Source organism: Neobacillus vireti (genome assembly GCF_036962345.1).
GTDB classification, from domain to species: domain Bacteria; phylum Bacillota; class Bacilli; order Bacillales; family Cytobacillaceae; genus Neobacillus; species Neobacillus vireti_A.
Map to the genome: position 1 here is coordinate 258,468 of NZ_JBALNB010000005.1, position 21,535 is coordinate 280,002.

General features: G+C 37.6%; 23 protein-coding genes and 1 other annotated feature. All 23 genes read right to left on the reverse strand.

Annotation, left to right across the window (positions count from 1 at the left end):
* Positions 1-81: 81 nt before the first annotated feature.
* Positions 82-1,389, reverse strand: coding sequence for a solute carrier family 23 protein (locus tag V7108_RS05080; protein ID WP_335567486.1), 1,308 nt, complete (start codon positions 1,387-1,389; stop codon positions 82-84).
* Between the two features lie 162 nt (positions 1,390-1,551).
* Positions 1,552-2,094 carry a bifunctional pyr operon transcriptional regulator/uracil phosphoribosyltransferase PyrR gene (pyrR, locus tag V7108_RS05085; protein WP_335512882.1) on the reverse strand — a complete coding sequence of 181 codons (543 nt, stop codon included), beginning with the start codon at positions 2,092-2,094 and terminating at the stop codon, positions 1,552-1,554.
* Between the two features lie 176 nt (positions 2,095-2,270).
* Positions 2,271-3,182, reverse strand: a complete 912-nt coding sequence (locus V7108_RS05090) for an RluA family pseudouridine synthase (protein WP_335567487.1) — start codon at positions 3,180-3,182, stop codon at positions 2,271-2,273.
* Positions 3,154-3,645, reverse strand: coding sequence for a signal peptidase II (lspA, locus tag V7108_RS05095; RefSeq protein ID WP_335512886.1), 492 nt, complete (start codon positions 3,643-3,645; stop codon positions 3,154-3,156). The genes V7108_RS05090 and lspA overlap by 29 nt, the downstream gene beginning before the upstream one ends.
* A 73-nt stretch (positions 3,646-3,718) precedes the next feature.
* Entirely contained in the window at positions 3,719-4,015 is a 297-nt protein-coding gene (locus V7108_RS05100; RefSeq protein WP_335567488.1) for a hypothetical protein, read from the reverse strand.
* Between the two features lie 566 nt (positions 4,016-4,581).
* Entirely contained in the window at positions 4,582-7,353 is a 2,772-nt protein-coding gene (gene ileS / locus V7108_RS05105) for an isoleucine--tRNA ligase (RefSeq protein WP_335567489.1), read from the reverse strand.
* A gap of 71 nt (positions 7,354-7,424) precedes the next feature.
* Positions 7,425-7,665 (reverse strand) — a binding site (T-box leader).
* Positions 7,666-7,715: 50 nt separating this feature from the next.
* Positions 7,716-8,231: a DivIVA domain-containing protein gene (locus tag V7108_RS05110; RefSeq protein ID WP_335510189.1), complete on the reverse strand. Its 516-nt coding sequence runs from the start codon at positions 8,229-8,231 to the stop codon at positions 7,716-7,718.
* 300 nt (positions 8,232-8,531) lie between these two features.
* Complete coding sequence (locus V7108_RS05115) at positions 8,532-9,305, reverse strand: RNA-binding protein (protein WP_335567490.1); 774 nt, start codon at positions 9,303-9,305, stop codon at positions 8,532-8,534.
* Positions 9,306-9,330: 25 nt separating this feature from the next.
* The gene (locus V7108_RS05120; RefSeq protein WP_335510235.1) at positions 9,331-9,594 is read right to left on the reverse strand and encodes a YggT family protein; all 264 of its coding nucleotides are present in this window, start codon (positions 9,592-9,594) and stop codon (positions 9,331-9,333) included.
* 6 nt (positions 9,595-9,600) lie between these two features.
* Positions 9,601-10,035: a cell division protein SepF gene (locus V7108_RS05125; protein WP_335510233.1), complete on the reverse strand. Its 435-nt coding sequence runs from the start codon at positions 10,033-10,035 to the stop codon at positions 9,601-9,603.
* On the reverse strand, positions 10,032-10,724 hold the full coding sequence (locus V7108_RS05130; protein ID WP_335567491.1) for a YggS family pyridoxal phosphate-dependent enzyme: 693 nt from the start codon (positions 10,722-10,724) through the stop codon (positions 10,032-10,034). The genes V7108_RS05125 and V7108_RS05130 overlap by 4 nt, the downstream gene beginning before the upstream one ends.
* Positions 10,721-11,545: a peptidoglycan editing factor PgeF gene (gene pgeF, locus V7108_RS05135; RefSeq protein ID WP_335567492.1), complete on the reverse strand. Its 825-nt coding sequence runs from the start codon at positions 11,543-11,545 to the stop codon at positions 10,721-10,723. The genes V7108_RS05130 and pgeF overlap by 4 nt, the downstream gene beginning before the upstream one ends.
* Before the next feature lie 71 nt (positions 11,546-11,616).
* A complete protein-coding gene (locus tag V7108_RS05140; RefSeq protein WP_335510228.1) occupies positions 11,617-11,886 on the reverse strand; it encodes a YlmC/YmxH family sporulation protein in 270 nt (89 codons plus the stop codon).
* 194 nt (positions 11,887-12,080) lie between these two features.
* The gene (sigG, locus tag V7108_RS05145) at positions 12,081-12,860 is read right to left on the reverse strand and encodes an RNA polymerase sporulation sigma factor SigG (RefSeq protein WP_335510226.1); all 780 of its coding nucleotides are present in this window, start codon (positions 12,858-12,860) and stop codon (positions 12,081-12,083) included.
* A 356-nt stretch (positions 12,861-13,216) separates the two neighbouring features.
* Complete coding sequence (gene sigE, locus V7108_RS05150; protein WP_335510224.1) at positions 13,217-13,936, reverse strand: RNA polymerase sporulation sigma factor SigE; 720 nt, start codon at positions 13,934-13,936, stop codon at positions 13,217-13,219.
* A gap of 44 nt (positions 13,937-13,980) precedes the next feature.
* A complete protein-coding gene (gene spoIIGA / locus V7108_RS05155; protein WP_335510222.1) occupies positions 13,981-14,919 on the reverse strand; it encodes a sigma-E processing peptidase SpoIIGA in 939 nt (312 codons plus the stop codon).
* A 242-nt stretch (positions 14,920-15,161) separates the two neighbouring features.
* Entirely contained in the window at positions 15,162-16,304 is a 1,143-nt protein-coding gene (ftsZ, locus tag V7108_RS05160) for a cell division protein FtsZ (protein ID WP_335510220.1), read from the reverse strand.
* Between the two features lie 42 nt (positions 16,305-16,346).
* Positions 16,347-17,633: a cell division protein FtsA gene (gene ftsA / locus V7108_RS05165; RefSeq protein WP_335510217.1), complete on the reverse strand. Its 1,287-nt coding sequence runs from the start codon at positions 17,631-17,633 to the stop codon at positions 16,347-16,349.
* A 129-nt stretch (positions 17,634-17,762) separates the two neighbouring features.
* On the reverse strand, positions 17,763-18,125 hold the full coding sequence (locus tag V7108_RS05170; RefSeq protein ID WP_335510215.1) for a small basic family protein: 363 nt from the start codon (positions 18,123-18,125) through the stop codon (positions 17,763-17,765).
* Positions 18,125-18,862, reverse strand: a complete 738-nt coding sequence (locus V7108_RS05175) for a DUF881 domain-containing protein (RefSeq protein ID WP_335510213.1) — start codon at positions 18,860-18,862, stop codon at positions 18,125-18,127. The genes V7108_RS05170 and V7108_RS05175 overlap by 1 nt, the downstream gene beginning before the upstream one ends.
* Before the next feature lie 50 nt (positions 18,863-18,912).
* The gene (locus V7108_RS05180) at positions 18,913-19,620 is read right to left on the reverse strand and encodes a DUF881 domain-containing protein (protein WP_335510239.1); all 708 of its coding nucleotides are present in this window, start codon (positions 19,618-19,620) and stop codon (positions 18,913-18,915) included.
* The gene (locus V7108_RS05185) at positions 19,601-20,392 is read right to left on the reverse strand and encodes a cell division protein FtsQ/DivIB (protein ID WP_335510211.1); all 792 of its coding nucleotides are present in this window, start codon (positions 20,390-20,392) and stop codon (positions 19,601-19,603) included. The genes V7108_RS05180 and V7108_RS05185 overlap by 20 nt, the downstream gene beginning before the upstream one ends.
* Before the next feature lie 191 nt (positions 20,393-20,583).
* The gene (murB, locus tag V7108_RS05190; RefSeq protein WP_335567493.1) at positions 20,584-21,492 is read right to left on the reverse strand and encodes a UDP-N-acetylmuramate dehydrogenase; all 909 of its coding nucleotides are present in this window, start codon (positions 21,490-21,492) and stop codon (positions 20,584-20,586) included.
* Positions 21,493-21,535: the final 43 nt, after the last annotated feature.

Consider the following 21,535-nt stretch of genomic DNA (forward strand, 5'->3'; position numbering starts at 1 on the left):
GTAATGTGCTGACACATTTTTATGGAACTCAGTATTACACCCTTATAGCCTCACTGGACTACTTTTAAAAGGTTGATTATTTTATGCAGTTTTTTCGTTTTTATTTTCTTCTGACCGTACAAACATATCTTCATTTACAGGTTCTTTACCAGGCAGGATTAAGTGTAAAAGAACACCGGCAATTGCAGCAAATGCCATTCCTTGGATTTGGAAGGATTCTGATACTTTTATAAAGGCACCGCCAATTCCGATAACTAGGATGACGGATGAAATCACTAAGTTACGATTGTTTCCAAAATCGACTTTACTGTCAACAAGCATACGTAATCCGGATGAAGCGATGATTCCAAAAAGGAGAATGGAAATGCCGCCCATTACTGGTGTTGGAATCGTGCTAATTAACGCAGTTATTTTTCCGATAAAGCCAAAGATTGTAGCGAGAACGGCAGCACCGGCAATGACATACACACTGTATACTTTCGTAATGGCAAGAACACCAATGTTTTCTCCATAAGTAGTTTTAGGAGGCCCGCCAATCAAAGCCGAAATAATTGTTGCTGTTCCGTCGCCTAATATTGAACGGTGAAGTCCTGGTTCTTTAATGTAGTCACGTCCAACTACTTTACTTAGTACAAGCTGATGACCAATATGTTCTGAAAGCGTAACGATTGCAACAGGGACCATTAGAAGTGCTAAGTCCCACGTTATTTTTACTTCGTAGCTAACAAATGGGATAATAAATTGTGGCATTTCAAACCAAGAAGCTTCTAATACTGGTTTAAAATCAACAATACCAATTGCAAAGGAGTATAGATACCCAATTACGATTCCTGCCAAGATTGGGATTATGCTTAACATTCCCCGCATGTAAATCGTAAAAATAATGGTTGCTGCTAATGTTACCAGTGCTGCAGAGAAATGAAGCAAGCTATATTCACCTGCAGGGTTGTTCATTGCCATGCTTACTGCTGTGCCAGCTAAAGCTAAACCGATTACGATAATCACTGGACCTACAACAATCGGAGGTAGTAAATTCATAATCCAGCGATGTCCAGCTTTACTTATAATCAGTGCGACAATACCATATACAAGTCCTGCTAGAAAGGAGCCTATCATTGCTCCGCCTGGACCAACAGTTGCTTTTGCCGCGATGACAGGGGCAATAAAAGCAAAGGAAGAACCAAGGTATGCAGGGACTTGCCATTTTGTAATCATTAAGAAAGCAAGTGTTCCTAAACCACTGGATATTAAGGCAATCGCTGGGCTTAATCCGACAAGATAAGGTACAAGAATCGTCGCTCCAAACATAGCGAATAAATGCTGTAAACTTAACGTAAGCCATTGGCTTGGTTTAGGAATCTCATGTACATCTAAGATGGGTTTGTTCATTTCTTCTCCTCCAAAACGATCTATTTATATTTTGTGCTTTTATTCATAAAAAAACCCTCATCGTCCATAGAGGGACAAGGAGGGTTTATCCAGACCGAAAAACATATGACGGCCGCTCCCCCCTTTTCAGCCTCACAGGACTGTATTTAAAAGGGTAACTATTTACTTTTCAAAGATACTTACTTGGTCGACCTTATCAACATCTTGTAATTCAACCACTACCTTTTCACTGCTAGAAGTTGGGATGTTTTTACCTACATAATCTGCTCGAATTGGCAGCTCGCGGTGACCGCGGTCAACCAGCACTGCTAGCTGTATCGTTGAGGGGCGCCCAAGGTCCATAATTGCGTCAAGTCCTGCACGAACGGTTCTGCCTGTATATAAAACATCATCTACAAGAATTACTTTTTTATCTTTTAATTCAACCGGAATATCTGAACCCTTAACAAGTGGTTCTTGATCATCGGTCTTCTTGGTTAAATCATCACGGTAAAGGGTAATGTCCAATTCACCTACTGGTATCGGTTTACCTTCAATCTCTTCGATTTTTACAGCAAGTCTTTCTGCAATGAAGATTCCTCTGGTCCTGATACCTACCAGTACACAATTTTCAATCCCTTTATTTTTTTCAATGATTTGGTGGGCAATCCTTGTTAATGCTCTTCCAATCGCTTGTGCGTCTAATACTACTGCTTTTTGATTCACGTATCTCACCCGCCTACTAGTAATAAAAAAACCTCTCACCTTAAGGTGAGAGGTATAAGAGTTTATTAGTATGGGCATAGGTATCCCAACTAATTATCCGTTTCCTTCTCAGCCTCACAGGACTGTTTTAAAGGCATATTCAACTGTTATCATCGTACTTTAATTCGACAAATATGTCAACGACTTTTTCGAAGCTGATCTAATACCATTTCGAATTCCTCAGGCAATGGTGCTTCAAATTCTAAATACTCGTTCGTTCTTGGATGATCAAATCCTAGTACCCCGGCATGAAGCGCTTGTCCATTTATATCTAACGTTTTTTTCGGACCATACTTTGGATCCCCAGCAAGCGGGTAGCCAATATATTTCATATGGACACGGATTTGATGCGTTCTTCCTGTTTCCAATTGACATTCAACAAAGGTAAAATCCTTAAACCGTTCGATGACATGGAAATGTGTTACTGCATGCTTGCCATTATCTACAACCGTCATACTTTGCCGGTCCCTTGTATCTCTTCCAAGCGGAGCATCAATTGTTCCAAAATCGTGTGGAATCACTCCATGCACAATAGCCCTATACTTTCGAGTAACTGTTTTTTCTACTAATTGGTTGACTAACTTTTCATGAGCCATATCATTTTTTGCTACCATTAAGAGACCCGAAGTATCTTTATCAATGCGGTGTACGATTCCTGGCCTTAATACACCATTGATCCCGGATAAATCCTTACAATGGGCCATTAAGCCGTTTACAAGTGTACCTGTTAAATGACCAGGTGCAGGATGAACGACCATGCCGCTTGGTTTATTAACAACTAAAACATCCTTATCTTCAAAATAAATATCTAAATCCATCTCTTCTGGAATTACATCAAGTAACTCCGGGGCCGGAATGTTGATTTCAATTACATCATTTAAACTACATTTATAATTGGTTTTTATCTTTTGTCCATTTACAAGGACATTTCCATCCTTTATCCATTGCTGAACTTGAGTTCGTGACCATTCTTCATTTAAAGTTGAAATAACCTTATCAATCCGGTCGCCTTTTTGTTGTTCAAGAATGGTGTGTTCCATTTTCTCCATATGATTTCTCCTTTGTTTCTCGCTCATCGCGCAGCATTTGAATCATTAATAATACTACGCCAATGACTAAAGCCGAATCCGCAATATTAAATACTGGGAAGTTATAATTGAAAATATACGTATGAATAAAATCAACAACTTCTTTTCGAAACAGGCGGTCAATAAAATTACCTATTGCTCCTCCCAGCATAAATGCCAGAGAAACACCTAACAGCCATTTACCTTTTGCTTCTTTTTGAATGTAATAAACGATCGCAATAATTACTATAGCGGTAATCACATAGAAGAACCACATTTGTCCCTGCAGGATACCCCATGCCGCTCCACGATTTCGATGAGAAGTGATATATAAAAAATCCTCAATAATCGGGATACTCTCACCTAAATACATTTTCGTGACAATCAGCCATTTCGTGGCTTGGTCTAATAAGATAATAAAAATTGCGATTAAGTAATATAACACTAAGGAATACCCCCATCTAACGAAGACTTCCTTAGCATTTTAGCATAATCTTGAACCAAACAACAATGGAAGGTTATAAAAAGGAGGAATTAATTGGTTTTCTATAATAATGCTCTAAATTTTCAGAATCCCTTGAGGATTTTATCGTTGGCATAATCTTCAACAGATTTTCTGGTAATGGCTCACCTGACATTTCACATTGTCCAAATTTCCCATCCTCTAGCTTTTGAATAGCTGTGGTAATATCTGCTAATTCGTCTTTCAAAATAGGGATCATCCACTCGTTTTCTTGTTTATTTTTTAATGAACTTTCAATTTCTTCTTGTGTTTTACGGAGTTCCAAAATCAGCTCTTCCTGCATTGCATTCATAGTTGTAACCTCCGTTAATGTGATTTCTACTATTATTCTCCGCTTAACAAGGACTGACCCGGGAAAAGATTTGACAACGACAACAACAATTAACGGAAAAGGTTAAAAAATGAAAAAACCCCATGATTTTATCATGGGGCATACTGTAAAAATAATGATGTAAAAGTTTTAGAACCTAGATTACTGTCCAGCTCCACAAGAGTAAGCTTCGGAAGCATTACCTCGCACGAAAGAAAAGCGTTAGCTTTTATGAGGAGCTCCCTAACGGCTAGTGTCCTTCGCTCTCCGCGAGTAAAAATCCCTTCAGGATTTTTACCTACCTACGATAAGTCAAGCACGAATGCGCCTCCTGCTCCTGCGCCAAAGCATATTCGAGGAAGTGGCTGTTCAGCTCGTCGCAAAGCTGCAAAGGAGCTTACTCAAGTAGTACTTGGCTCTTCGTGTTTCCTTGATCTCAGTTGGAGCCCTCCACAAGGAACGCTTCGGCAGCATAGGCTTCGCACGAAGGAAAAGCGTTAGCTTTTACGAGGAGGCCATACGCCGCTGACCAGGGCGCTTGCGCTTTTCTATGCTAAATGTGTATAGTTCTCTTTCACTACATCTGCACAACGCAGGCAAAGTGTTGGGTGCTCTTTGTCCTGACCGACTTCCGGAGTCAATGTCCAGCATCTTTCACATGTTTCGCCTTCTGCTTTGGTAACAACAATGGCAGCAGTATCTAATTTTAGTACATTTTCAGGTGCTTGATCATAGCTTCCTGCAATTTCAAATGCGGATATGATAAATAGCTGTTGAACATTCTCGTTAATCGAGGCTAACAAGTCTTTGGTATTCTCATTCACATATAATGAAACCTTAGCCGTTAATGATTTACCAATAACCTTTTGATTTCTAGCTTCTTCAAGTGCTTTTAATACATCATCACGCAGCTTCATGAATGCCGTCCATTTTTCTTCCAAAGCTTTTGCATTATCATGCTCCTGATATTCAGGCATATCTGTAAGTTGTACACTTTCTTCAGTAACTGCAGGAATGAATTTCCATACTTCATCTGCAGTATGAGGAAGAATCGGTGTAACCAGCTTTGTTAATGCAATTAATGATTCGTAAAGAACTGTTTGAATGGCACGTCGTTCATGGTTATTAACTGACTCAATATAAAGAACATCCTTCGCAAAATCAAGGTAAAATGCACTTAAATCAAGTGTACAGAAATTATTAACAGCATGATAAATCCCTGCGAATTCGTAATTTTCATAGGCATTTAAAGAATATTTGATTAGCTTATTTAATTTTACAATCATAAATTGATCCACTTCACGAAGGTTTTCATAGGAAACCCTATCACTTGCAGGATCGAAGTCGGACAAGTTACCTAATAAGAAACGGAAGGTATTACGGATTTTACGATAAACCTCTGCAACTTGTTTCAATATCGCGTCGGATACACGAACATCCGCCTGATAATCAACGGAAGCTACCCAAAGCCTCAGAATATCTGCTCCTAATTGTTTCATGACTTTCTCAGGAATAACAACATTTCCCAAAGATTTACTCATCTTTCTTCCTTCACCATCTAAGGCAAATCCGTGGCTTAAGACTCCTTTGTAAGGCGCTTTACCAGTCACAGCTACCGCTGTTGATAACGAAGAGTTAAACCAGCCGCGATATTGGTCTGAACCCTCTAGATAAAGATCTGCCGGACGTACTAAGTCATCTCTTTCTAAGAGTACCGCTTGGTGTGAAGAACCGGAATCGAACCAAACATCCATGATATCTGTTTCTTTTGTAAATAATCCATTTGGACTTCCTGGATGGCTGAAGCCTTCAGGCAATAGGTCCTTTGCTTCTCGTTCAAACCAAACATTTGAACCGTGTTCACGGAATAAATTGGAAACATGGTCAATCGTTTCGTCTGTAATGATTTCCTCACCATTTTCAGCAAAGAATACTGGGATTGGAACTCCCCAAACACGCTGACGTGAAATACACCAATCACCGCGGTCACGAACCATATTAAATAGTCGTGTTTCCCCCCATGCTGGTACCCACTTTGTTTCTTTAACAGCTTCCAGCAGGTCATCTCGGAAATCTTTTATAGATGCGAACCATTGTGCTGTAGCTCTAAAGATTACAGGCTTTTTTGTTCTCCAATCATGCGGATAGGAGTGCGTGATAAACGAGAGCTTTAAGAGAGCTCCTGCCTCTTCCAACGCTTCTCCAATCGGCTTGTTTGCACTTTCGTAAAATAATCCTTCAAAGCCTGGCGCTTCACTTGTCATTACCCCTTTATCATCTACAGGGCAAAGTACTTCAAGTCCATACTTTTGTCCAACCTGGAAGTCATCTTCCCCGTGTCCCGGAGCTGTATGAACGCAGCCTGTTCCCGCATCTGTTGTAACATGTTCACCTAACATTACTAAAGAATCCCGGTCATATAATGGGTGTGCGGCAAGAATATTCTCTAATTCATTTCCTTTTACCTTTTGAACAACAGCGGCATTTTCCCAGCCAATTTCCTTCGTAACGGCTTCTAGAAGAGCTTCCGCCACTAAGTATTTGTTGCCATTCACTTCAACAACCACATAGGTTAGTTCGGGATGAACGGAAATTCCTAAGTTAGCAGGAATCGTCCAAGGTGTAGTCGTCCAGATGACAATTTGGACGTCCGTATCAAGAACTCCTTTTCCATCCTTTACTTTAAAGCCTACATAAATCGAAGGTGACCTTTTATCTTGATATTCAATTTCAGCTTCAGCAAGAGCAGATTCACTTGAAGGGGACCAATATACAGGCTTGAGACCTTTATAGATATAGCCTTTCTTCGCCATTTCCCCAAAGACTTTAATCTGCTGCGCCTCATATTCTGGTTTTAGCGTGATATATGGATTTTCCCAATCACCACGAACTCCGATGCGTTTAAATTGTTCCCGCTGATTGCTTACTTGTTCAAGGGCGTATTTTGTACAAAGCTGACGGAATTCTGCTACAGTCATCTCTTTACGTTTTACTCCCTTATTTGTTAACGCCTGCTCAATTGGCAAACCATGTGTATCCCAGCCTGGAACATATGGTGCATGAAAACCATTCATTGATTTAAAGCGGACAATCATGTCTTTTAATACTTTGTTTAGGGCGTGACCCATATGAATATCTCCATTGGCATATGGAGGACCATCATGAAGCACAAACATTGGACGACCGGCTGTACGCTCCTGAACCCTCTTGTAAATATTCATTTCTTCCCACTTTGCCTGCATTTCAGGTTCTCTTTGTGGAAGATTGCCACGCATTGGGAATTCAGTTTTTGGCATTAATAACGTATCTTTATATTCCATATTTATTCCTCCTGTACACTTATCATAAACAGAATAGCCATTAGACAAATAAAAAAACCCTCTCATCCCATAAAAGGGACGAGAAGGTTTTATTCCCGCGGTACCACCCTGATAGATAGTACGTATAAGTACTATCCTCTTGAAGATTCGTAACGTGAATAACCCGCCACAACCTACTCTTCTATAGAATAGAGTTTCAGTCTGGGACTCAAGGGTGATCTTCCAATTCCTCTCTTTTACCAGGCTTCCACCATCCCCGGCTCGCTAACAAAAGTTTTTGAAAAATTGTACTGTCCCTGTCATTGTCATTTAACATTCTTTATAATCTATTAAGAAATTATATGCGAATTAATACCATTTCGTCAAGCTAAGGAATCTTCTTCTTCATGGATTTTAAGTTCCGTGGCGTCAACTTCATACTCTAATAGATGATCCCAATCATCCGTGTTCAACATATCCAGCTGAGCTTCGATTAACATTTTGAAACGAGTACGAAATACTTTAGATTGTTTCTTCAAATCTTCGATTTCAAGTGCAATTTTTCTAGCTTTTGAAAGTGATTCATTAACAATGCGGTCAGCATTCTTTTCAGCTTCCTTGATGATAAGCTTTGCTTCCTTTTGTGCATTGCGTTTTACATCTTCACCCGCTTCTTGAGCAATAATAATCGATTTGTTTAACGTTTCTTCAATATTTACAAAGTGACCTAAACGGTCCTTCATTTCATTTAAACGCTCTTCCAATTCTTTTTTTTCACGAAGAACTAATTCATAATCCTTTATAACTTGATCTAAAAATTCATTAACCTCATCTTCATCATATCCTCGAAAGCCTTTATTAAATTCTTTGTTGTGAATATCTAACGGCGTTAACGGCATGATGCCACCTCCATGTATCTTCTTCAAATGTATGTATAGCTGTTTTCTTAATGATTGTTGTTAAAATCCTAAAGCCGATTTTAACGTGGAAATAGTTATTTTGCGCTTTAGGGAAAAAGCCAAACCACTTTTTCCTAGAATTTAGTTTGCAGCTCTTTTCTTATTAAATTTATTCTATTTTCTGCGGAAACTTAGCACAATCATTAAATTTTGTTCTAAAAGAAACAAAGTATAAGAAAAGAGCCTATGTATAAGCAAAAATTCGACAAAGTTTTTGAAATTCCTGCTAAATGCACAAATTTATTTTTGCTTTCCAACTACTATTCGCCATTTATCCTTTTTCGTTTTTCCTTCAATGGACAAAATCTTCACCCTGCCGAAGCCTCTAACCGATAACAAATCACCTTCCGCACACTCAAATGAATGATTTTCAATTGCAGTCCAGTTTACTTTCACTAATCCTTGCTGAATAAAAAGCTGAGATTTTTGCCTAGATAAATGATGGATACCAGAGATTATCGTATCAATACGCAGGGATGAAACGGTGATGTCCTGTTCCATCCATAATTCATCTGTATTAAGTGCATTTTCAAGTGTTGTCTCTTTTAATCGTACTGTGGCCCTGCCAATCGATTCTAAATTGATTTTAATGTAGTCACTTATTTCTGCTGAAGCGAAAAATTGAATTTTTCCATCTTTGATAAGGATGTCACCAAATTTGCCACGTTTTAACCCTAAAGACATAAGTGAACCTAGCACCTGGGGATGCTCAATCGTAACAAATTTAATGGGATAATCGATTTCAAAGAGGCTGATTTGAAATTCTTCCTCAGTAGTAACCAAATAGTCAGGCATGATTAACGCCCTTTTTCTTTCACATTCAGATATCCCGCCAAAAAGCTGAACCTTCACACTTCCATGCTCACCAATTAAAACCTTTAAGATATGCTGCTCTCTTGGATCCAAGAAGTCCGTTAGTTTAGGTGAATAACTAGATTCAACAAAATCCTTCCAGGATAATACTTGATCAATGAAATCCCGTTCCTCCGGGCGAAAATGCTGATAAATATTCATGTTAGCTCCTTAGACGTGCTTTGCTTTAGGAAATTAGGCTTTGTAATACTCTTAATCCCTGAGGGGCAAAAGATAAAACAAAAAATGCAGCTAGTGGAGAAAGATCCATCATACCGATTGGTGGAATGATCTTTCTGAAAGGCTCTAGGAATGGTTCACATAACTTACCAAGAATGGCCCCGATCTGTGAGTCCCTCATATTTGGAAACCATGACAATAGAATATAAATGATAAGCATCCATTTATAAATTCCAAGTAATTGGACTAAAACGTTAAAAATCATATCCATTTCTAGTTACCACCTCGTATCTTGAAATTCTTGTTCCTTGACTAATTCGGAAATATTACCTGAAATCTCAACATTATCAGGTGTACATAAAAATATGCTTGAGCCTATCTTTTGGATGTCTCCACCTAATGCATAAACCGCTCCACTTAAAAAATCGACAATTTGTCTGCCTTCTTCGTGTGCAATACGTTGAAGATTAACTACAACAGCACGTCGGTTTTTTAAATGATCAGTAATATCCTGCGCTTCGGCATAAACTCTAGGCTCTACCAAAATTACTTTTGATGATTTTTGTATACTTTGTAAACTTACAACATTCTGAGGCTTCGAAGGCTGCTTCTGAGGCTTAATTGGTTCAACCTTTTCAAAGTCATCTTGATTATTATCATCAAAGTCATCATCTAAAAAGAAAAATGTTTTTAATTTAGATTTAATCGTCATTTCTTTTCCTCCTCACCAGCCTCACCAACAAGTGCAGTTCCAATTCTAATCATCGTGGCACCTTCTTCAATTGCAATCCCAAAGTCATTAGACATTCCCATAGAAAGCTCGGTACAAGGGGCATAATCCAAATTACAATTCTGGATGTGATGGCGAAGTTCATTTAACCTGCGAAAACAATTTCTTAGTTGGGTTTCATCATCCGTGAAAGGAGCCATCGTCATTAATCCTTCAATCATGATATTCTCATAAGGACGAAGACTTTTGATAAAGTCCAGAACTTCTTCAGCTGCTAATCCATGCTTGGATTCTTCCTGTGAGACATTCACTTGGACAAGACATTTTATTTTTTTCCCTGCACGTTTATTAATCTCCTCGGCAAGTGAAATTCGATCTAAAGAGTGAATATACTCTACCTTATCAATGATGTTTTTAACTTTACGTGTCTGCAGTGTTCCAATAAAATGCCATTTAGGCTTGTCCCCTAAAACGTCCCACTTTGCTAAAAGCCCTTCATCACGATTTTCACCTAAATTTACTATACCAGCCTCCATGGCCTCTTTGGCTCTTTCGGTACTGACATATTTCGTCACTGCAATCAGTTTCACTTCATCTGGAGCCCGATTTACCTTTTGGCAGGCATGGCTTATTTGCTGATTAATATGTATGAGATTTTCTGCTACCTTCATTCGGAGCTCTCCTTCCAACCAATATAACTTAACATCCTTCCTGTTTGTCCTTGGTCCCGGCGGTGTGAAAAAAATTCAGTTTTATCACAACTAGAGCAAAGTTTTGAAATTTGTATATTTTTCTCTGGGACCCCTGTTTTAAGAAGAATTAATTTGTTCGTTTCTTTCAAGTCTAATGTATATTGACCAACACTAATTAAATTATATGGTTTTTTTTCGACATCTACTAGTGTATTTTCTACAAAGTTAATTACATAATCATTAACAATATAACATTTTTCACAAATAGACGGACCAATAACTACAAAAATTTCGTTTGGCGCAATTCCTTCTCTTTCCCATTTCTTAATCATTTCCCCTGCAATTTCATTAACGGTTCCCTTCCAGCCAGCATGTGCGGCACCAATCATCTTGTGTTCTGGAGAAATAAAAAAAAGAGGGACACAATCTGCGTAGCAGAGAGTTAACAATATCCCCTCTTCATTTGTATAAAAACCATCTGTCCCCATAAAAGCTTGATCATAGGAATCCGCCCCCTTACCACGGTCACTCCTGGTAATTTTTCTAATTAGGGTTTCATGGGTTTGTTCTGCTCCTACCCAATGCTGAACTGGAAATTGAATAAGATTTGCTAGCTTGTTCCGATTTGAACAAACATCCTTAATTTGATCTCCAACGTGAAAGCCAAGGTTTAAATTTTCATAATTCCCTGTACTGCTGCCACCTTTTTTGGTAGTAAAACCTGCAACCAGACCGGGGTTGTGCTCCATCCAGTTTTTAATGGAAAAATAGGATTCATTTTCAAATGCAAAGGGTTCCATATTTCAACCTCATTTGTTTTTTTCTAGTTTACCATGAATCCTTTAAATGGTCACCGTTGATATAAAGGTTTCTATACTTCCATTTCTTCCGTTGTTTTCTCTTCTACAGATTTAAATCTTACCAAAATGACATCCTGACCAATTTTTATTATATTTTTCCATGGGATAATGATATCTTCTTCCCGCCCAAAAAAGCCCAAAACTTTCCCATTACCGGAAACAATAACAGCTTCAATTTTACCTGTAGTGAGATTGATTTCAATATCACCTATATTTCCAAGTTTTTTGCCATCAGACACATTCACTACATCTTTAATCTGAAATTCGGAAATTTTAACCATAGCTCTCACTCCCACTATTTTATCCTATTGAAACTATATGATTTGTTTCGGTATTTTATCTGTAATAAATCGAAAAAATAAAGCAGTCCTGCAGAGGAAATTGCAAGCACAAAATAAAAAGGGTGAACAGCTACTTATTGTAGCGTTCACCCTGTGTACCGTCCCAAGTATTTGCAGTTTCCTCTTGGACAGCTTTAACTTTGAATATTCTTATTCATTTGTTTGATTGCAGCTTTCTCTAAACGTGATACTTGTGCTTGGGATATTCCAATTTCGTCGGCGACTTCCATTTGTGTTTTACCTTGAAAGAACCGTTTTCTTAAAATCAACTTTTCACGGTCATTTAATCGCCGCATACCTTCTTTTAAGGCAATTTCTTCAATCCAATGGATATCTTTACTTCGTTCATCGCTTAATTGGTCCACTACGTAGATAGGGTCTCCGCCATCATTATAAATGGGTTCGAACAAGGACACTGGATCCTGGATTGCATCTAATGCAAATACTATTTCTTCGTGTGGGACTTCTAATACTTTTGCAATCTCCTCAGCTGTTGGTTCCCGTGAAGTTTCACTCATTAAACGTTCCCTTACTTGGAGTGCCTTATAAGCGATATCTCTTAAGGACCTTGAAACGCGGATAGGATTGTTATCGCGCAGGTACCTGCGTATTTCGCCAATAATCATTGGTACGGCATAAGTGGAAAACTTTACGTTTTGACTTAAATCAAAGTTATCAATCGATTTCATAAGCCCAATACAGCCAACCTGAAACAGATCATCAACAAACTCGCCTCGGTTGTTAAACCGCTGAATAACACTTAGAACAAGTCGTAAATTTCCGTTGACGAGTTTTTCTCGTGCTGTAATATCGCCCTCTTGCATTTGCTTGAAGAGTAATCTCATCTCTTCATTTTTTAATACAGGAAGTTTTGATGTATCTACGCCACAAATTTCAACTTTATTTCGAGTCAATCCCTTTTCCCTCCTCATAGGAGTTGCTGTACAAAAAACAGTATTTCCTTGAGCAGGAAAAATATGCACTTGTACTTTTGCAGGAATCGACACGAAATTGTCAAAAATTGCTTAAATGTCTTTACTCATAAAGGAATTTAAGATATAAAAATTTCTTTTTAAAAAGGCTTTTTTCGCATATATTGTTGTTAAAATCTTAAAGCCGATTTTAACGTGGAAATATCTATTTTGCGCTTTAGAATTTAGTTTGCTGCTCTTTTCTTAATAAATTTTTGCTGCTTTTCTGTGGGAATTTATCAAAATCATAAATTTTTGTTCTAAAAAGCAACAAAGTTTAAGAAAAGAGCCTAAAAACATTACACCATTTTATTAAATTCTTTTCGTAATCTTTTAATTATTCTTTTTTCTAGACGGGAAATGTAAGATTGTGATATGCCCAGCATATCGGCCACATCTTTCTGTGTTTTTTCTTCCCCATTTGTCAAACCAAAGCGGAGCTCCATGATTTGCTTTTCCCTATCCGTTAATTGGTGCAACGCCTTGGACAATAACTTTCTATCAACATTTGCTTCTAAATCCTTCGTAATAATATCATCATCTGTCCCTAATACATCCGACAATAATAATTCATTTCCATCCCAATCAATATTTAATGGTTCATCAAATGAGACTTCTGAGCGTATTTTGTTGTTTCTTCGTAAATACATAAGGATTTCATTTTCAATACACCTAGATGCGTATGTAGCCAGCTTAATTTTTTTCTCAGGATTAAACGTATTGACCGCTTTAATTAAGCCAATGGTACCAATACTAATTAGGTCTTCAATATTAATCCCGGTATTTTCGAATTTTCTTGCGATATAGACAACAAGTCTCAGATTACGTTCAATTAATATCGATCTAGCTGCTTTATCACCGCCAGGAAGCTTATTTAACAAAAGTTCTTCTTCATCCTTACTTAAAGGAGGCGGTAAAGCTTCGCTGCCGCCAATATAATATACTTCATCACTTTTAATTCCTAGTTTGATTAAGATCTTATACCAGTAGTAGGATAAGCGAAGTCTCCATTTTTTCATGCAAGTTCCTCCTTCTAAAATATGATTTTCTGAGTATAGTATAATTAGCTTACTTTCACCGAATCGTCGTGTTGTTTCGGTCCGGTGAGCATTTTGGGATGAACAATGCATTGAAAGGCATCATCTGAAGATAATTGCTGCATAGTAAACGATACAAGACCCTTTTCGCATAAATATCTTTCTCCCTTTGTTTCAAACAGAATTGATTCAGGCTTTACAGCCACAATAAGCTGGTTCTCTTGTCCGACCACCCGACAAGGTACAATCCTCAGCCTATTTTGCCACTCAACGGGTAACTCTACAGTTCCAAAAATCAAAGCATCTGGATCCATTGCGATTTTTTGAATTGGTTCGCTCATTCCCTCCATCATATTTTTTATGGAGACAAACATAACAGGAAGTTTGGTTAATGGATCATAAAGCTGATTACCACTATCAACAAGCCCCTTAACCGTTAATGATTCACCATTTATTATCAGCGTAACATCAACAAGTTGATCAAATTGAATTTTGGTCATTTCCATACTTTCAATATTCCTTTTTGAGAAGTGCCAAGCAATTGGAAAGCCTAATAAAACAAAAAGCCAGCTGATTGGATCTCCAAACCCAGTTACATTTGCGATCATTACTTTTGTTGACATTTCAGCATCAAACTGAACAAAAAAATGGGCTCCTATGAGTGCTCCTCCTATAAGAAATGTTGTGACATAAAGAGTCATTAATGCCTTAATGAAAAAAGAGAAGCGTTTATAACCAAATACGACTAATACCATTACAACCGAAAAAAGCAGCTTTGAAATCGGATGATTGGAATAGGTATGTAAAGGTGTAAATGAAAATAATATGATTAATGAACCAATAAAACCGCCCGCTATTAACCTCCATATCCGAATACGTCTTTTTAGAAAAATAGCTGTTAGATACAGGAGAAGGCTATCAAATAGCAGATTCAGGGCCCAAATAACATCTAAATATATTGACAAGCAACTTCCCCCTTTTAATGTCTCCAGTTACTTAGTAGCTTAATGGATTTTACATTAGGGTGCATTTCCATACTTTTCTATTTCTATTATTCTGTTTACGGAAAAGTATAACCTACTTGAAGGTTTGAAGTGTGTCACTTTCTGTAATCAAAAAAGCAGAAATTTTCACTATAAACAACGTATTTTGTCTAATAAAATTACAACAAAAAAGGCATAGTCCTTTGGGACCATGCCTTTCTAAATTATCTTCTACGGTTTCTGTTACGTAAGAAAGTTGGAATATCTAATGCTTCCTCTTGTGTTACATTGTTGCTGCGAACAGGTTCTTGTGGAACTTCTTCGCGTTTTGGCTCTCTCTTAACTGTACCCATCGTACTCATCTGTGGTTTTGCTTGTCCAAATGCCGGGCGTGTTGATTTAGGCTGCAATACTTCTTCATTAAAGCCTGTTGCAATAACAGTTACAATAATTTCATCTTTATGATTTTCATTAATAACGGAACCAAAAATCATATTTACTTCTGCATCAGACGCTGTTGCGACAATATCAGCTGCTTCCTGAACTTCATATAAACTCAAGTTACTACCGCCTGTGATATTCATTAGAACGCCCTGCGCACCATCAATCGATGTTTCTAACAAAGGAGAACTAATGGCCTTCTTAGCAGCCTCAGTAGCACGATTTTCACCCGTTGCCATACCAATTCCCATTAAAGCAGAACCTTTGTTAGACATAATCGTCTTGACATCTGCAAAGTCTAAGTTAATTAAACCAGGAACAGCAATTAAGTCAGAAATACCCTGAACCCCTTGACGAAGCACATTGTCAGCTTCACGGAATGCTTCAAGCATTGGTGTACTTTTATCTACAATTTCAAGAAGTCTATCGTTCGGAATAACAATTAGAGTGTCCACTGCTTCTTTCATAGCATCAATACCGCCAGCAGCTTGGTTTGAACGTTTTTTCCCTTCGAATGTAAACGGACGAGTTACTACTCCAACTGTTAACGCACCTAGATCCCTTGCAATTTGAGCAATGACTGGAGCAGCACCCGTACCTGTTCCACCACCCATACCAGCCGTTACGAAGACCATGTCGGCGCCGCGTAATGCATCCTCTAATTGCTCTTTACTTTCTTCTGCCGCTTTCTTACCAACCTCGGGGTTAGCTCCGGCTCCGAGACCCCTAGTTAATTTTGACCCAATTTGCATTTTTACTTCTGCTTTTGAAAGGTTCAATGCTTGTGCATCGGTATTAACCGCTATAAATTCAACACCTTGAACTCCATGTTCGATCATTCGATTTACTGCGTTGTTTCCTCCGCCGCCAACCCCTATAACCTTTATTGTTGCAAGAGAATCTAAATTTGTATCAAACTCTAACATGACAAATCCTCCTAATTCGTCGATATTCTTTTTCGTATTTTTCTATTCGAAAAAGAGACCAAGGAATTTTTTTACTTTTGATGACATCTTATCTTCCGGATGTTTTTCTACTTTTGCTTTTGGTTGTTGTTGTTGTTTTTGAACTTTCTTCTCGATTGGTTCAGCTACAGGTGCTGAAGCGACAAAGGTCCCACCTGGTAATCTAGCATTCTTGTAGGCATACTTAATTAAACCAACCGCAGTTGTATACTGAGGCTCTCTTACTCCAATATAATTAGGAACGGCTTTGCGAACTGGGCTTTGGAAAATCGATTGAGCTAGCTCTAATACACCTTGCATATTGGCGGTACCACCTGTAAAGACAAATCCTCCAGGTAAGTCATCGATACCTAATCGTTTTAATTCATGAGCAATTAATTCAAAGATTTCTTCCATACGGGCTTCTATTATTTCGGATACATATAGCTGATTAAATTGTTGATGCTGATCACTTCCGATAATCGGAACACTAAAGAACTCATCTTCTGAAGCATCATCATAAAAAGCATGTCCGTATTTTACTTTAATTTTTTCAGCATCTTCGGTGGAAGTGTGTAACACTTTGGAAAGGTCATTCGTGATTAAATCGCCGCCTACTGGTATTACACTCGTTGCTGCCAAGAATCCTTGTTCAAAATAAGCAATGGTTGTTGATCCACCGCCTAAGTCAACTAAAGCAACACCCAAATTCTTTTCATCTTTTGATAGGGCGTACTCCCCAGCTGCAAGTGGCTGCAGAATAATATCTGTTATTTCCAAACCGGCACGTTCTACACATCGCAATGTATTCGTAATAATCGCATTAGAACCAGTAATAAGTGTCCCTTCTACTTCCAATCGTACACCTATCATTCCACATGGGTTATTTATTTCATCTTTTCCATCTAGGATAAACTGTTTACGGATAACCCCGATAATTTCTCTATCTTGAGGAATTGAAACAACCTGTGCCTCGTCTATAACACGTCTAACATCTTCATTCGTAATTTCACGATTTTGACTGGAAACTCCTACTATTCCACGACAAGGTTCCAAAGCAACCTGATTGCCAGATATTCCAACAATCACTTGTCGTATTTCCATACCAATCATTCTTTCAGCTTCTTCAATTGCACGTTTAATAGAATGAACCGTATCATTGATATCAATGATAGAACCTTTTCGTAAACCTTCCGATTTAACGTTTCCAACACCAATAATATTAATTGAGTCGTTGACAATTTCACCAATGATTACCTTTACACTGGATGTACCGATGTCAAGACTTACATATATTTCATTGCTGTTCATTCTTTGGCACCTCCTTAGCATTCCTTCAGTCGAACAACAATTATTCTTCACAAGATATATAATAAATAGAAAACATACCTATATCTTATAAAATTATTCGTCACAACTAAATAATTCCCTTTAAAAAAATCAATTTTTTTCTAATTTTTCTTTGTTTGTTGACCATTTTGTCAATAATATCCGTCTAATTACTGCAATATTTTGAAATAAACGAACACCAAATGCAAAAACAGCTGCTAGATACAAGTCTACACCAAGATGAACACCTAGAAAAGCTAAACTTGCAGCTAGTAAAATATTAAAAAAGAAACCAGATACGAATACTTTTTCATCATAAATATTTTGCAGATGAGCCCTTATTCCACCAAATAAAGTATCTAGCGCAGCCAAAACTGCAATTGATAGATAATTAGAATATTCGTCAGGAATTCTTATATCTGTTAAAAGACCAAGAAATATTCCCACTATCAACCCTAAAAAAGGGAGCCACATTATGCATTCCCTCCTTCATTCGCTTTTAATGACTCTAAATACCGAATCTGGATAGAATGGTCAAAAGCTGGAATTGTTATTTCAGATTTTGGTTCTGAAATAATAAGCTTTAGGTTTTCGATGAAAAATTCCTCAGTTGCCTTGGAGGCTTTTATCTGATTATATAGTTTTTCAGCTGTTTCTAAATTATCTACGACGACCTTTACATCAATCGGTAAACTGGTTAATGCGTGACCGTCAATTTTTGTTTCATTATTAATATCTCTTATGACAGTTGTATTGATGATACGCTGCTCATCGACAGATACATATTTGGCGTCATACATGTTCAACTCGTTCAATAATCTCTTCAGGAGCTCGGGTGACACTCCACTAAATATAGGTTCCCCAATTTGGATTTCCTCAAGTATTGGTGTAATTCTTAAGGTTAAGCCAGGTCCTTGTATTTCTGTCAGTCCCGCCTCAATCTTCAATTCTTGAATAGTGTCACGTAATGCTTGTTCTTTACTTTGCTTTTGTTTTGACTCATATGCTTGTAACTTTTCTTCAATCGAACGGATTTCACTCAATAACTCAGATTGTAATTCTTTTTCATGAAGTAAAGCTTCACGAAGCTGCCACAAATCACGAGTATCACGTTCAACGGGTTCTTTTACAGTTTGAAATTGAATAGCAATCATAAAACCTATCACGGCTGAGATAACAATAAAGCTAATATTTTTTTTATGCTTGTCCACTTTTTTCACCCTACCTTATCTATTATCATTACGTGGACATTTTGATTACCTTATGATTTAGCTAAAATTGGATTTAGAATGATTTCGTTCATTTTTTCCAACGAAAAGACAATATTATCGTTAACAAGCTGATCTTTCACACCACCAGTTAGGTTAAGTGCAGAAGTTAATACGTCAGGGTCTCCAATCGCTGTGATGACAAATGGCGCCGGATGTTGAATGCCATCGACAGTGATAACAGGTCCATTACATATTATATATGACTGGCTGGTTAATCTTTGACCATTAATAGCGACCGCAGCCGCACCCGAAATATATAACTCATTAATTACTTTAAAAACATGGAACTCATGAACAAGATAGTTATTAATGTTTTTTTCTTTTGGGTCGTAAGCACCATCTGAAAGCTGAACCTTTACACCTTGCCCCTTTACCTTGACTTTTCCAAGAAACATCCGATATTTTTCAGCGTCTTCAGCAAGAGTGGAATATGCCTCGGCTACTTTTGAAAGGTCCTTTTCATTTTCAAATACCTTATCTTGTTTTTCATTTAATTCCTTCTGCAGCTTTCGGTTTAATTCCTCTGCTTCGATCAGTTGATTTCTAAGATCTAAGGTTTTTTCCCATTGTTTACTTGTCAGATTTGTTTTATTTTGATTAATTTCTTTCTGAGTAAAATGATAGGAAAAAGCAATGATAAACCCAAGAACAAGGCAGACTAGGGATAAAATAACATGCTTACCCTTCACCTTTATCATTCTCAATTTCAGTTTCCTCCGCTTCCAATTCATAGGCCTTAAAATATGAACCTACCTCTAAATCAATAATCCCCTTAATGCTCGGATCTAATTGGCTTATGATCGAAGGATAATGTATCATTTTTTCCGAAAAGCTTCGTAATGTTGCACTAACCTCAAAGCCATCGTTCATAAATAATGAAATATGATATTCATCCGCCTTTTTAGGTGTATGGTGTATTTCTGATATAGCATTTCGAACCTCATCCGGAAGTTCTTCTAATGAAGAGACCATTTCTTTAAGAATTGTACCTTCTTTAAATTTAAAAAGAATGGGTGCATTTACTGGTAATTCAGTAACTTCTCTATCCATTAGAACTTTTCCGTTTTCCATTACTGGATAATAGGATTTATCTGATTTAATATAAGCAATTTTATTACGTTCTTCAATTTCAATGATGACCGAATTAGGCCATTTAATTTTTACATTCGCATTTTTTATGACATTCTTCTGTTCAAGGTCTACAGCAATGATGTTTTTCCTAACACTCCAAATGTTCGTTTCTTTGGAGATTTTTGCGGTTTCAATTACTTCATTTGTTGAAAGCAATTCATTCCCTTTAACGGTTACCTTTTTTACATGACTTAATGGTGACTGTACATAAGCGACAACGGCAATCATGGTAAAGAACAAAAACAGGAGAAAAATAAGCCTTTTGTTGGCTTTGCGCCTTCTTTGCTCTTTTAGTTTCGGAATCCGATCCTCAAGTGCAACAATCTTACCTTTATCCATACACTTCCCTCCATTAAGAATAACGCTTAGCATGTCCTAAAAGAAAACCGTGAATTACCTTTTTGCCTTTACTGCCAAAAAAGCCAAAACAACGGCACGAAAAGTCATGCCGTCATTCATTTTCTCAGTTTTTTCCGATATTTATAATGTGTAATTATAACACAAAATTTGTAATTCGTACGACAAATTATTTATTGCCGTCCAACAATTTCTACCTCTGTTTCCATCTTAATCCCATATAAATTTTGAATTGTATCTTTTATATACTGAATTAAATCAAGAACATCCTGAGCTTTTGCATTTCCGGCATTGACAATAAAATTCCCATGCATTTCCGAAATTTTCGCACCGCCAATCTGGTGCCCTTTTAAGCCAGCATCTTCGATCAATCTTCCTGCGTAATTTGGCAGTGGATTTCGGAAGATGCTTCCTGCACATGGAAAATTCCATGGTTGTGTTTCTTTACGATAATCCTTATTTTTTTGCATTTGCGAAACGATCGCAGTCCTATCCCCTTTTGCTAAACTGAATTCTGCTTCCAAAACAATCCCTGGGCGTTTCTTTTGAAGAACAGAGGTTCTGTATGTGAATTCCATTTCGTCCTTGGACAACCACCCAATTTCTCCGTCTTCAAACAAGATGTGGGCTTTTGTTAAAATTTCACTAATATCAGAACCATGTGCACCCGCATTCATATATACTGCGCCGCCCACTGAACCAGGGATTCCACTCGCAAATTCAAGTCCTGATAAACCTTTTTTTGATATTAAGGTAGATAAACTTACTAAGGAATGACCGCCCCCAACCGTAATAGTAGAATCATGAATGGATAGATGGTTCAGCCCAGCGCCTAATTTAATTACCACACCTTCAATTCCCTTATCAGAGACAAGAAGATTTGATCCCCTGCCAATCACCCTCCAAGGAAGTTGATGGTCCTTAATAAAGCTCATAACTTTTTGAATACTTTCTATTGATGATGGTTCAATAAAGATGTCAGCAGGACCGCCAATTTTCATGGTAGTATGATGTGATAATCGTTCATTACTTTTTACTATGCCAATATTTAATTTTTGAATTTCAGTTAATAATTCGTCCATTCCTATCACCCTATCTTTCAAAACAAACGTATAGTTTTAGTTT

Coding starts and splice junctions, on each gene's coding strand:
- V7108_RS05080 (WP_335567486.1), bottom strand. CDS start 1,389: ATGAACAAACCCATCTTAGATGTACATGAGATTCCTAAACCAAGCCAA.
- V7108_RS05090 (WP_335567487.1), bottom strand. CDS start 3,182: ATGGAGAAAATGGAACACACCATTCTTGAACAACAAAAAGGCGACCGG.
- V7108_RS05100 (WP_335567488.1), bottom strand. CDS start 4,015: ATGAATGCAATGCAGGAAGAGCTGATTTTGGAACTCCGTAAAACACAA.
- ileS (WP_335567489.1), bottom strand. CDS start 7,353: ATGGAATATAAAGATACGTTATTAATGCCAAAAACTGAATTCCCAATG.
- V7108_RS05110 (WP_335510189.1), bottom strand. CDS start 8,231: ATGCCGTTAACGCCGTTAGATATTCACAACAAAGAATTTAATAAAGGC.
- V7108_RS05115 (WP_335567490.1), bottom strand. CDS start 9,305: ATGAATATTTATCAGCATTTTCGCCCGGAGGAACGGGATTTCATTGAT.
- V7108_RS05120 (WP_335510235.1), bottom strand. CDS start 9,594: ATGGATATGATTTTTAACGTTTTAGTCCAATTACTTGGAATTTATAAA.
- V7108_RS05125 (WP_335510233.1), bottom strand. CDS start 10,035: ATGACGATTAAATCTAAATTAAAAACATTTTTCTTTTTAGATGATGAC.
- V7108_RS05130 (WP_335567491.1), bottom strand. CDS start 10,724: ATGAAGGTAGCAGAAAATCTCATACATATTAATCAGCAAATAAGCCAT.
- pgeF (WP_335567492.1), bottom strand. CDS start 11,545: ATGGAACCCTTTGCATTTGAAAATGAATCCTATTTTTCCATTAAAAAC.
- V7108_RS05140 (WP_335510228.1), bottom strand. CDS start 11,886: ATGGTTAAAATTTCCGAATTTCAGATTAAAGATGTAGTGAATGTGTCT.
- sigE (WP_335510224.1), bottom strand. CDS start 13,936: ATGAAAAAATGGAGACTTCGCTTATCCTACTACTGGTATAAGATCTTA.
- ftsZ (WP_335510220.1), bottom strand. CDS start 16,304: ATGTTAGAGTTTGATACAAATTTAGATTCTCTTGCAACAATAAAGGTT.
- ftsA (WP_335510217.1), bottom strand. CDS start 17,633: ATGAACAGCAATGAAATATATGTAAGTCTTGACATCGGTACATCCAGT.
- V7108_RS05170 (WP_335510215.1), bottom strand. CDS start 18,125: ATGTGGCTCCCTTTTTTAGGGTTGATAGTGGGAATATTTCTTGGTCTT.
- V7108_RS05180 (WP_335510239.1), bottom strand. CDS start 19,620: ATGATAAAGGTGAAGGGTAAGCATGTTATTTTATCCCTAGTCTGCCTT.
- V7108_RS05185 (WP_335510211.1), bottom strand. CDS start 20,392: ATGGATAAAGGTAAGATTGTTGCACTTGAGGATCGGATTCCGAAACTA.
- murB (WP_335567493.1), bottom strand. CDS start 21,492: ATGGACGAATTATTAACTGAAATTCAAAAATTAAATATTGGCATAGTA.